The organism is Vibrio clamense, assembly GCF_050337905.1.
Taxonomy (GTDB): Bacteria; Pseudomonadota; Gammaproteobacteria; order Enterobacterales; family Vibrionaceae; genus Vibrio; species Vibrio cortegadensis.
The window spans coordinates 1-11,973 of sequence record NZ_JAKJTJ010000019.1 but is presented as its reverse complement, the minus strand read 5'-3'; the positions used below and the strand labels follow the sequence as shown (position 1 = coordinate 11,973).

The window sequence follows — 11,973 nt, the reverse complement described above, 5'->3', positions numbered from 1 at the left end:
ACTACCACTGCATTACTAATTCAAGGATTTTTATCGTGTTTCAGCGATCGACTCAATGGCTTCATTTTACCCTTCTGTTTAGCATCACCTTTATTTCGATTATGGGCCTCAGCCATTCATTTCCTTCTCATGCTCAAAGCACAGCGCTACCGGATAATATTCGAGGTGCTTTATGCTTAGTTCGGGCTGATGAACAAATTGTATTAGTCAATGAGAAAATTACAGGTAAGTTTTCTCTTCCTGGCGGTGGGATATCACCACATGAGCCAGCAAGCGCTGCCGCTGAACGTGAAGCATGGGAAGAGACGGGTTTAGTGGTAACGGCAAAGAGCGTCATTGGATACACTGATACGGCGGTTATTTTTGATTGTGTATCTGATTCTGAACTGGTGGCTTATGAGTTCCAGAATTGGGAAGGTGGGTATGTCTTGCCTATTTGGTTTGCTCCACACTATGGCGTAGAGACGAATTCTGCGATGTTGATTGACCCGAATCGAGTGAATGCTTCGCAGTATCGATACCCAGAACAATGGAATGCCATTCGCAAAATATTCGCCATCGCAAGCGAGCAACCGGCATTATATTTAGAAGATTTGATTAATGCTGCTCCGGTCTTTCATCAGCGCGAAATAGAGCTGATCCAAAAAATACAAAATTCAATTTCGTCGCTGCCGGAACCGTTATCTAATATTATTGGATCTATTATTATTACGGGAGATATATTTGGTCAATCTTGGCTGATATTGATCCTATTTCCGCTCTTGTTTTCTTGTGTGAAAAAACAGGCGGCTATAAAGGTAATGTTTGTTTTTGTTTGTACTTCATTGTTGGCTCTCGTCGCTAGACAGGGTTTCTCTTTGCCTGCTCCTTATGCCTATTTCCCGGAGTTACAACGCTTACCTGATGTTGGATTAAGTTTTCCTAATATCGCGATTACATTGTGGGTGAGCTGTTCGTTAGTATTAATGTCGAGTCTAAAATGGCTAGATTGGAACAAATTTTCAGCATTAATTTTTACGATAGGAGTGTGGTTTGGCTTATCACAGCTTTGTGCGGGGGTTACTTACTTTTCAGACATTGTCGTTGGCGCTATTTTAGGTGTTCTCATTGCTTGGCATGTTGAACGTTTGGAAAGAAAGCCTGAGATTGACTTAGGCAAGCTACTCTCTTCAAAAGGTTTATGGTGTGGGATGGCACTGATTTGCCTAATATTAACGATGATTTGGCCTCAACCAATATTTACTCAATGGCTTGGAGCGACAGTCACTATCGCTGTCGTTTTTTGTTTACCGGGTTCTTCATTTAGTTTTGAGGGCCGTTCATTGGTCCCATTAGTTATATCAATTGGATTGATGACTGTCAGCTCTTTTGCTCTTAACTATCTTAAAATGCAGTTAAATTATAGTAGTCTTTACATACTCATCGTAGATATGTTGCGCTTTCCATTAATGGTTTCAGTTTGGTTATTTGTTTATATGAGTTGTTTGAAAGGGCCAAAAGTACGTTAAAGATTAGGCACCTGTGTTTATATAAAATCCGATATTTCACAATTAAATATCGGACTTTATTGATAGGTAAAAATGTTTTATCTGTTCACTTTAGACTTTGAATTGAGAAACTAATTGATCAAGGCTTGTACACTGCTCTGATAGTGATTCACAAGCATTCTCCGCGCTGCTTACCATCTCAACCATATGCGAACTATTTTCAGCGATCTTATGAACGTTGGTGTTTACCTCTTCACTGACACTCGTTTGTTGACTTGCAGCGGTAGCTATATGGGTGTTCATTTCATTCATTAAACTGATTGATTGGCGAATGTCTTCAAGGGAGTTAGTGGCTGAACCTGCCGTTTCTACCGTTGCTTCGCCACTTATTTTGCTTGATTCCATCACTGAAACAGCTTGTTTTGCCCCAGTTTGTAAGCGCTCAATCATAGTTTGTATTTCACCAGTACTCTCTTGAGTTTTACTTGCTAATGCTCGAACTTCGTCAGCTACAACAGCAAAACCTCGTCCCTGTTCACCCGCTCTAGCTGCTTCAATAGCCGCATTAAGGGCAAGAAGATTAGTCTGCTCAGCAATACCACGAATTACATCTAGAATAGAAGCAATGTTATTGACATCTGTGTCGAGGTTATGAATAACACCGCTTGCGTTGTCGATATCGCTTGCCAGGCATTCAATTGATGACACTGTCTTCTCAAGAATAATGCCAGCCGCTTTTATTTCGTCATTGGCACTTTGACTAGCTGTCGCAGCATCATTGGCATTAATACTAACGCTTTCGCTGGTGGCTTGCATTTCATGAACCGCGGCGGCAACAACTTCACTCTCTTGTTGTTGTTCAGAAGAGAAACCTGCAACCCCTTGAGTCAAAGATTTGATATTCTCCATTTCAGAGCGTACGGCATTGGACGTAATAATTACTTGTTCAACTGTGCCGTGAATTTTTTCAACAAATAAGTTAAATGCACTTGATAAACGTCCCACCTCATCAGAACTGTTTTCCGCAATACGTTGCGACAAATCGCCATCGCCAGAAGCAATATCTTTCATTGCTTTTTCAAGATTTTGAATTGGTTTTACAATCAAACGAGTTAACAGCCAAATTGAAAATAAGGCGTATAAAATAGAAATAGCCGTACCAATTTCGAGAATGATTTTACTGCTGGTAATGGATTCGTTAGATTGCAAACGCAGATCATTTTGTTCTTTTTCTATTAAGTTACTGAGGGATTTAATTTGCTTACGGATAAGTGTAAATTGATCAGAAATCGCCTGTTGATTGGATGCAAAATAGATATGTGATTGCAGAGGTTTCTCGAAAAGAGGTTCATATAATTTAATCCATTTATCAGTGGTATTAATTAATGTCGTAAGCTCACTTTTTGACGATGAAGGAAGAATACCAGCATCGAATAGATCTTGAATTTTTTCTATTCGAGGTATGGCTTTGTAAGCATTATCTTTAAACTCTTCCGTATTGTAACGGATGGCATCATTGTCTGTTGCTAGCAATAAACCTTGGCTTGCCGCAATGACTTGATATATGTCGCGATAAGCATCATCGATACTCGTTAATACAGGTAGAACAACATTGGTCAACTTGTGGTTAATTTCAGCCTGTTGATTAGATTTCATTACATTTACAACGGCAATCAAAGAAAAAAGCAGAACGATCATAGAGACAGGAAGGGCGATCTTGGTTTTGATTGAGAGATTATTTATCGATTTCATTATTATTAGCCACTACAGTAAAAATATAGGCGGATATTACTCTGCGTTCATATTGCGGGCTAATACTTTACAGTATTGAATGTTACAAAGTGTTAAGTGGTACGATAAACTAAAAAATAGTTGCGAAGAGGTTTGGCAGTAAATATGATGAGCTTAAAAATTAGGCAATAAAATATTAATTATTGCCTAATGAAAACAATGTTATGGGTTCAAAATAAACTTATCGATTGCAGCAGCAACACCGTGCTCATCGTTACTTAATGTTATGTAATCAGCAATGGCTTTAGTTTCATCCATTGCGTTTTCCATCGCGATGCTTAAACCTGCGAACTCAAGCATGTGGTGGTCATTCTCAGCATCACCCATACATATCACTTCTTCAGCTTTGATGTTTAAATATTCAGCAATGGCTTTGATGCCTACACCTTTATTACTCATCGGATTTAAAAATTCCAAGAAAAAAGGTGCACTTTGCACAATAGTAAATTGATCATAAAGCGCTTTTGGTAGCTTTTTAATGGTCTCTGTCAGGATTGCTGGATCCGCAACAATCATAGTCTTGACGATTGGGTGATCATCTTCTAAGTCGTCGAAATTGAATTCAGTTAAAGACAAGCCGTTGATAGATGCCTCAAGTTCTGTGTATTGGCTTGCTTTAGGCGTGATTAAACCGTGGACCTGGCTGAATGCATGCACATTAACATTTAGTTCTTGCGCGAGTTTTGCAATCAGTTTTGCGGCTTTTCCATCCACGATATGGTTATGGATAATTTCGTTGGTGCCAACATTCTTTACCATCGAACCATTGTAGAAAAGGACGAAATCTTTATCAGAAGTGAGAGATAATTCGTCTAGTTTACTTTTCATACCTTCAAGTGGACGACCTGATGCGAGTACAACAGTGACGCCTAATTCTTTAGCTTTAGCTATCGCTAATTTGTTTTCGGTGGATATCTCTTTTTGGCTATTGAGTAGGGTGCCATCCATATCGAGTGCAACGAGCTTGTACATTACTTACCTAAAAATGAAAGAAAAAAGCAGAATATTGAAGATTGAGTTGAGTTACCAGAAAATTCAGCCTTATAAGTGAAAAAAATGGCGTTAAATTTGACGCAGAAGGATGAGTGATTTACTGTCTTTGCCTCGAAATTTTGATTGTTGGTTATGTTGAGGCTCCGTTGTATAAAATTAATGAAATGTTCGAAACAATCCAAGGTGAAGGTGTATTCACAGGCGTACCTGCCGTGTTTGTACGTTTGCAAGAATGCCCCGTAGGTTGTGCTTGGTGTGATACAAAGCAAACTTGGGACGCAACGCCTCAAGATGAGCGTCCACTTGCCGAAGTATTAGCGAAAACATCAGATAGCCCTACGTGGTGCTCTGTTTCTGCTGCCGATGTAGTGAATCAGTATCAAGCCAATGGCTTTACAGCGAAACACATTGTGATTACGGGAGGTGAGCCATGCATCTATGATCTTATCCCGTTAACAGAAGCTTTTGAAGTTTTGGGCTGTGAGTGTCAAATTGAAACAAGTGGTACATCAGAAGTGAAAGTGACACCAAACACTTGGGTTACAGTGTCACCAAAAGTAGCTATGAAAGGTAAGCTTCCGATTTTGAAAAGTGCATTTCTACGTGCAAATGAAATTAAACACCCAGTCGGAACCCAGAAGGATATCGACCACCTTGATGACTTGATTGAAACATTTGGAACCGCAGATAAGGCGATAGTTGCACTCCAACCAATAAGTCAAAAGGATCGCGCAACTCAGTTATGCATTGAAACTTGTGTTGCAAGAAATTGGCGATTATCGATTCAAACTCATAAATATTTAAGTATCGCGTAATCCATTCTGTTAAAGGTAAAGAGCTACCTTTAATGTTTTAAGTAGGTTTAAGATGAAAAAAGCAGTCGTTGTATTTAGTGGCGGTCAAGATTCCACTACGTGTTTGGTTCAAGCTCTTAAAGAGTTTGATGAAGTTCATGCTATTACGTTCGATTACGGTCAGCGACATAAGCTGGAAATAGAAGTGGCGCAAAATCTCGCAAATGAACTGGGCGTAACGGCACATAAAGTGATGGATGTTGGTCTATTAAATGAACTCGCAATAAGCTCTTTGACTCGAGATGATATCGAAGTGTCTCACGAACTGCAGGAGAACGGTTTACCGAACTCTTTCGTACCAGGGCGCAATATTCTATTTTTAACGTTGGCTGGAATCTATGCATATCAAATTGGCGCACAAAGTGTCATCACTGGTGTTTGCGAAACTGATTTTTCAGGATACCCGGATTGCCGTGATGAATTTGTGAAGTCGATGAATACTGCTTTAGTGCAGGGAATGGATCGTCAATTTGAAATTTTAACGCCTCTAATGTGGTTAAATAAGGCGGAGACTTGGGCTTTAGCCGATCAGTACGATGCTCTAGAGTTGGTGAGATCGAAAACGTTGACATGCTATAACGGAATTATTGGTGACGGGTGTGGTGATTGCCCTTCATGTGAATTACGTAAAATTGGTTTGAATGATTACCAAGCCAACAGCCAAACGGTCATGAGTGAATTGAAGAATAAACAGCGCTTGGCAAATCAATAGGATCGTTGTAAGCGTCAATGATACAATCTCGACCATTCTGCTTTGCTTGATATAGCGCTTGGTCGAGTATGGAATACAAATCGTCAAAGTCATGTAATGATTTCGATGTTGCAAGATATGAAAAGCTTGCAGTGATTTTAAGAGTTTGATTAGATTCAGAAATAAATGACTTCATTGAAATGGCTTGATGGAGGCTTTCTACACGATATTTTACATCTAACTCGTCGACATCTCTTAGTAAGATAATAAACTCCTCACCACCTAATCGTCCAAAGATGTCATATTTACCAAGCTTAGATGAAATTGTATTTGTAACATGTTTCAATGCTAGATCACCAGTAGGGTGACCATGCCCGTCATTGATTGATTTGAAATTGTCTAGATCCAATAAAATTAAAATAGAGTTGAATTCAGAATTATTATTGTGAGGTTGAGCCTTGATAGTCGATATTGAAGCTGCGCGATTTAAAATACCAGTTAAACTATCAACTTGTGCATTTCGTTTTGTTTTTCGATTTAGATAAATGAAAATTAAAATAATAATAAACAAAGAAAAAACGATAAAATTGTAAGCCACGCTTTGTCGTTGCATAGTTTCAATTTGTAACGCTTGATATCGGTTTAGATTAAATAACTCTGAACGCTTGTATTCTTGCTCAAAATTTGTTTTTGTTAAATCAAGAGCTTCAATGGCTTTTCTATTATCTATATCTCGGTTAGCAAGCTCGATATTAGAATAAGTCTGATAATACTCATAGGCCGTTTTATACGAGTTAGAAGCCGCATAAATTTTTGATAAAATAAATAATGAGCTTGATTGATATTGAGAGTCATGAATTAATTTAGAGATACTAAGTGCATTTTTTGCGTAGTTTGAAGCTGGAATATAAAGCGTACGTTGATAGTAAGACTCAGCTAATGCCAGATAAATTTTCGCTTTCATTTTCTGGTTTTCAAGATCTTCAGCAAATTCAAGCCCTTTAGTTAGATATGAATCGCCTAATGGATGATTTCCTTTCCCAATATAGGCATCGCCAATCCCAATATAAGTCAGTCCTAGTCCGTAGCTATTGCTCTCAGATTTTAGAATTGTCAATGCAGACTTAAAATACTTTAAGCTTAAGTCGAACTGTTTTTTTTCTAAGTACAGGCTCGCGAGGCTATGTTGAACTTGAGCTAATTTCATTGAATTACTTGATTTTAGTCGAAGGTTTAACGCTTGAAGTAAATAAGTCTCAGACTGTTGAAAACGACCTATGACTTTGAGTAGGTTTCCAATATCGTTGTATACAGCTGATATATCACCGTGATTTGGAAATACTTCTATTAGGTGTAGATAAGCCGCAAGAGCATTATTATGCTCACCACGAAAGAACTGATTGTTCGCAATTACTCTTAGTGCCAAATGTAATGGGAGTATGGATTTAGAATTGTCATTGACATGTGTTTGTAGGGCCGAGCAATAATAATTCGCTTTATAGTATTGAGCTTGATGATTTAATACTTTACACAAGTGATATTCAAAAATCATTTTCCCGTTTATGTCATTCTTTTTTTTCATAATATCGAGTAAAGATAGATAATGCTCACTCGCTTTTATAAAATTACCATTGCTTTCATCATTTAGAGCATGAACATATGATTGTTCCATTTCACTATATTCAGGTTGATTTTTAATTAATCGACCAAAATACGGCTGATGATAACGGTTCATGAAATCATAGATTAAAGAGCTGACATAAAGTTTTTCCGCACCTGGAGATAATGAATTATATCTCTCTTCAAGCATACTAAGCGCATTGTCTTTATTATCACGAAGGTTGTATTCGTAAATTAAATTCCACTCTTGATTATTGTTTACTTGGTGAGAAAATGAGCTGGCGCTGTAAACGAAAACAATAATCGTGATTAAACTACGAATAAACATAATAAACCTTAAAGTGATCTAACGACGTATTTTAAAAACGAATACAAAATAGAACAACAAATTATTGTCTGAGTCTAAAGAAGTGTGAGATAGATACTGTTTATTGCCTAAATTATTGATTCAAATAACTTTATATTTAGGTGAGGTGAAGCATCGAAGGGAAAATTTGAATAGAGGCAGAGGGTGAGAACCTCTATTCAGGATTACTTTTATTCAGATGTTGAACTAAAGGTATAGTTTCGCCATCTCAGATGGTTCAAGTTCTTTGCCATCTAAAGTACTATTCCAGTTAGTACCAATCAAAACGCCATCTTCAGCTAAAGTTAAAAGCCAATCTTCAACAAAAATGTCTAATGGAATTTCTAAGATTTCAAAGTCAGCCCACTCTTCTACATTATGAGCTTGAGCATCTTCTTTTGATGACCAAAAAGGCATAACTTCGCTATTTTCAAATTCTGTAGAGTCGCATGCTAACCAGCCTTCATCATTTTTAAGGCCCCAAACTAGTTGGTTTGCTTTGGTTTCAGCAACAAAAAGGTCTAAGTTTGCTTGGATGTCTGCAGTCAATTTGCTCATTGTATATTTCTCGGTAGATAAGACGCGGTTAGATTACCATTTTTTGTAAAAGATGCACGAAATATTCAGTTGAGAGGATGGTTATAAAAGGAAAAGGGACATATAGCCCCTAATCTCAAGTGATAACTTTAAAGTTAAGTTACTTACCTATTTTAGTGAATATAGTCCACTCTTCTTTAACTTCACCTTTATGACCAACAACGGTGGCAACAACTTTTCTGTTTAACGCATGGCTAACTTGATCTGTCCCTTGTTCTGAAAGGTTATGATCACCAAAGCCAACATTGCGAATACGAGTTTGGCTAATACCGTAACTGATGATCATCGACTCAACGTTTTCTGCTCGTCTTTTCGATAACTTCATATTCGCTTGTGGGTTACCCACTTTGCTTGCGAAGCCTTGAAGTTCAATAGACGTAGAAGGGTACTGCTTTAAAAAATCGGCCATTTGACGGATTTGACCACGAAAAACGGGATTGATTTCAGTGGAATTATTAGCAAACAAAATTCGAAGCTTCATTTGTTCTGAGGTTTTAATATAAGTACCACAGCCGTCATTATCAATTTCAGCTTTGCTTGGCGTTCCTGGGCATAAATCTCGATCGTTGATCACTCCATCACGATCATCGTCAAGTAAATCGGCTATTTGTTCAGCTTCTGGTGTCGCCCGATAGTCATATTCGTCTTGAGAAAACGAAGCAGTCGCATGAGTCAGAAGACAAAATGCCAGTGGTAGTAATGCGATTTTCATATTAATAGTCCACCTTTTTTGTCCACTCTTTAGGAATATCCACTCGCAACGAAGATAACAAATTACCCGTAGCATTCAGAACTCGATATTTAGCGTATTGCTCTGCAAATTTTGCATCAACATAGCCTTTTCGGGCCTCAAATAGTTCATTTTCAGTGTTGAGTAAATCGAGCAATGTTCGCTTGCCGATTCTGTATTGTTTATTATATGCGATGACAGTGTCTGAAGCGGAGTCTACATGATCGGATAAGAACTCTTTCTGCTGTACGGTTAAGTCGAGTGCGCTCCAAGATAATCTTAATCCCTCTTCAACACTTCGGTAAGCTCTATCTCGTAAATCCTTTGCTTTATTCAGTTGATAAGCAGCACTATCAGTACGAGCAGAATCCGACCCACCATTGTATAAGTTGTATTTCATTCTTAGCATGGCTGAAAATTCATCACTGCTCCCTTCAATACCGCCAGCGTCATCACGCCAAGTTTGAGCTGCTTCAAAAGAGAGTGTTGGGTAATTTCGGCCTTTCGTTTGATCATATTGAAATTTGGCAGAATCAACATCTGTCATTGATATTTTAATCACAGGGTGGTTGGTAAATGCTGCTTCTATTGCGCTGTCTACTGTTAGAGGTAATGTACTTTGATCCGCTCTTGGAAAAATTAAGCCCTGTGGGTTCTGACCAACAATGCGCTTAAATTGGGTATGAACATCAAAAAGATTATTTTGCGCTGCCAATAGGTTTCCATGTGCTTTAGCAATACGAGCTTCTACTTGAGAAAGGTCAGCTGTAGAGCCAATCCCTGATTCTGCTCGTCGCTTGATATCTTTGTATATCTCTTTATGAACCGCCAAGTTACTTTCCGATAAACTGAGTATTTCAAAGGCTTTAACTGAATCTAGGTAGATCTTTGTCACCTCCAATGCAGTGTCTTGTGCATCAGAAAGAAGTTGATATCGGACAGATTCTGCATCTGCAGCTGTACGATCCATATCATTAAGCGTTGATGAACCATCCCATATCAGCTGAGTTAAAGTAATTGTTGCTTCTTTTCTGGTTAATTCATCTTCGGTACCGGACGCTAAATCTACAGCTTCATATCCAATTCCTGCATCTAAATCGATACTCGGACGATATGCCCCTCCAGAAGCTTCATTTTGATACCGCTTACTTACGTATTCGTTAAATGCGCTTTTAATTTCTGGGTTAGTAGCAAGAGTGATCGATACTGCTTGTTCAAGGGTTTGGCTAGCAGCAGGAGAACTTATGATTACAGCGGCACATAACATTTTAATCCGAGTGCTCATTAATGAGATGCTCCATGAATTATTGTTGATAAATATAATACTAGGGTATTAGGCGTCTTAATAATGAGAATAAAGACCAAACGCCAATAAAGTAACACTATATATGTTAAAGATCGAACGAATAATACTAACTTTTACCACCGAAGGTTAACTTATTTTTATAAATACGAGGTGTGGTATAAATCATTGGTTTCATTTGTTTTTGAGGCTTGACTTATAATTATGTGTAGGTTTTGTGTGATATTGCTCCATTTTTATGTGTGATGGGAATCAATGTTTTGTAATCATTTGGTTAACGGAATGTCGTTTTGAGCTGATGTTGAATATGTTTAATGTTATCTTATTAATTATATAAATAGGACCAATGTCAACTTATTGACGACATTGTTAATAACTAGACGGGTTAGCAGAGGCTTATATGGATTTTAGTGCTTTAGTTGCAGGAGGTATCTCCTCATTAGATCAAATAATGGTCATCGACCTTAACGGTAATGTGAAGGTTTTAAAAGAGGGTGAAACAGTACTTCCTGGAGAACTTGTCATTGAAAATACAATTTCTGATATGACGGATCTCACTGCTTCTGAAGCACAGATTAGCCGAGTTAATGATCAAAATGAACTTGATGACATCACAGATGACATCGAGCAGATATTCGCTGCATTGGAAGAGGGGCAAGACCCAACGCAAATTAATGAAGAATTTGCAACGGCAGCAGGTACAAATTCTGGTTCAAGCCTAATAACAAGCGGAGCCGTAGAGCGTGATGGAGCGGAAGTTCTCGCTGATACGAATTTTGTTACATCAGGGTTAGAAGCATTAGGCTTGTCACAAACACAAAGTTTGTCTTTGCTTGAGGCGTATCAGACGTCGTCAGCAACACCAGTATTACCAATAACCCTTGATGCACCAAGCGTGGTGATCACCGAAGATACTAACAATGACGGCACGTTAGCCAACAGCGAAATCGACGGCTTAGTTGATGTCCTTGTGACACCACCTGCCAATGCCAACGTAGGCGATACCTTAACCGTATCGGGTCAACCGGATCGCGTGTTGACGCAAGACGACTTGGATAACGGTGTCACGTACCAATACCCGGTACCAGCGGACGGTGAGTCACTGACGGTGACGGCCACCGTGACAGATCCATCGGGCAATACGTCACCACAAGCCAGTGACAGCGTGACCGTTGGCGATACCACGGCTCCAGATGCCCCAAGCGTGGTGATCACCGAAGATACTAACAATGACGGTACGTTAGCCAGCAGTGAAATCGATGGTTTGGTCGATGTCCTTGTGACGCCGCCGGCCAATGCCAACGTGGGCGATACCTTAAGCGTGTCGGGTCAACCGGATCGCGTGTTGACGCAAGATGACTTGGATAACGGTATCACGTACCAATACCCGGTACCAGCGGACGGTGAGTCACTGACCGTGACGGCAACTATTACTGATCCGTCAGGTAACACTTCGCCACAAGCCAGCGACAGCGTAACCGTTGGCGATACCACGTCGCCAGACGCCCCAACCGTGGTGATCACTGAAGACACCAACAATGACGGTACGTTAGCCAGCAGT

8 protein-coding genes and 2 pseudogenes are annotated in these 11,973 nt (G+C 39.1%); 4 read left to right on the top strand and 6 right to left on the bottom strand.

Features of this window, described 5'->3' with window-relative positions; translation table 11 throughout:
- Positions 1-35: 35 nt before the first annotated feature.
- The gene (locus L4C39_RS02935; protein WP_429744329.1) at positions 36-1,508 is read left to right on the top strand and encodes a phosphatase PAP2 family protein; all 1,473 of its coding nucleotides are present in this window, start codon (positions 36-38) and stop codon (positions 1,506-1,508) included.
- A 90-nt stretch (positions 1,509-1,598) separates the two neighbouring features.
- Here L4C39_RS02935 and L4C39_RS02930 read toward each other — a convergent pair whose 3' ends face one another.
- Both L4C39_RS02930 and L4C39_RS02925 read right to left on the bottom strand, forming a co-directional pair.
- The gene (locus tag L4C39_RS02930; RefSeq protein WP_429744327.1) at positions 1,599-3,239 is read right to left on the bottom strand and encodes a methyl-accepting chemotaxis protein; all 1,641 of its coding nucleotides are present in this window, start codon (positions 3,237-3,239) and stop codon (positions 1,599-1,601) included.
- A gap of 201 nt (positions 3,240-3,440) precedes the next feature.
- On the bottom strand, positions 3,441-4,250 hold the full coding sequence (locus L4C39_RS02925) for a Cof-type HAD-IIB family hydrolase (RefSeq protein ID WP_429744325.1): 810 nt from the start codon (positions 4,248-4,250) through the stop codon (positions 3,441-3,443).
- A gap of 167 nt (positions 4,251-4,417) precedes the next feature.
- On the opposite strand from L4C39_RS02925, the gene queE reads away from it, so the two are divergent.
- Both queE and queC read left to right on the top strand, forming a co-directional pair.
- Positions 4,418-5,086 (top strand): 7-carboxy-7-deazaguanine synthase QueE, encoded by a 669-nt coding sequence (gene queE / locus L4C39_RS02920; RefSeq protein ID WP_171756527.1) that lies wholly within the window; start codon positions 4,418-4,420, stop codon positions 5,084-5,086.
- A 49-nt stretch (positions 5,087-5,135) separates the two neighbouring features.
- A pseudogene (queC, locus tag L4C39_RS02915) lies at positions 5,136-5,837 on the top strand (7-cyano-7-deazaguanine synthase QueC); the annotation flags it as partial.
- Here the strand turns inward: queC and L4C39_RS02910 are convergent.
- From L4C39_RS02910 to L4C39_RS02895, 4 genes are all read right to left on the bottom strand, one after another.
- Positions 5,794-7,764 (bottom strand): GGDEF domain-containing protein, encoded by a 1,971-nt coding sequence (locus L4C39_RS02910; protein WP_429744322.1) that lies wholly within the window; start codon positions 7,762-7,764, stop codon positions 5,794-5,796. The pseudogene queC and the gene L4C39_RS02910 sit on opposite strands and share 44 nt — an antisense overlap.
- Positions 7,765-7,989: 225 nt before the next feature.
- Positions 7,990-8,340: a DUF2750 domain-containing protein gene (locus tag L4C39_RS02905; protein ID WP_017052648.1), complete on the bottom strand. Its 351-nt coding sequence runs from the start codon at positions 8,338-8,340 to the stop codon at positions 7,990-7,992.
- 139 nt (positions 8,341-8,479) lie between these two features.
- Complete coding sequence (locus tag L4C39_RS02900; protein WP_017052647.1) at positions 8,480-9,091, bottom strand: OmpA family protein; 612 nt, start codon at positions 9,089-9,091, stop codon at positions 8,480-8,482.
- A gap of 1 nt (position 9,092) precedes the next feature.
- Positions 9,093-10,394, bottom strand: coding sequence for a TolC family outer membrane protein (locus tag L4C39_RS02895; protein ID WP_429744320.1), 1,302 nt, complete (start codon positions 10,392-10,394; stop codon positions 9,093-9,095).
- 418 nt (positions 10,395-10,812) lie between these two features.
- On the opposite strand from L4C39_RS02895, the pseudogene L4C39_RS02890 reads away from it, so the two are divergent.
- Positions 10,813-11,973: pseudogene (locus L4C39_RS02890) on the top strand (hypothetical protein); the annotation flags it as partial.

What these genes read in the sequence shown, in the direction of transcription:
- L4C39_RS02930 (WP_429744327.1), bottom strand. Translation starts at nt 3,239, where the DNA reads ATGAAATCGATAAATAATCTCTCAATCAAAACCAAGATCGCCCTTCCT.
- L4C39_RS02925 (WP_429744325.1), bottom strand. Translation starts at nt 4,250, where the DNA reads ATGTACAAGCTCGTTGCACTCGATATGGATGGCACCCTACTCAATAGC.
- L4C39_RS02900 (WP_017052647.1), bottom strand. Translation starts at nt 9,091, where the DNA reads ATGAAAATCGCATTACTACCACTGGCATTTTGTCTTCTGACTCATGCG.
- L4C39_RS02910 (WP_429744322.1), bottom strand. Translation starts at nt 7,764, where the DNA reads ATGTTTATTCGTAGTTTAATCACGATTATTGTTTTCGTTTACAGCGCC.
- L4C39_RS02905 (WP_017052648.1), bottom strand. Translation starts at nt 8,340, where the DNA reads ATGAGCAAATTGACTGCAGACATCCAAGCAAACTTAGACCTTTTTGTT.
- L4C39_RS02895 (WP_429744320.1), bottom strand. Translation starts at nt 10,394, where the DNA reads ATGAGCACTCGGATTAAAATGTTATGTGCCGCTGTAATCATAAGTTCT.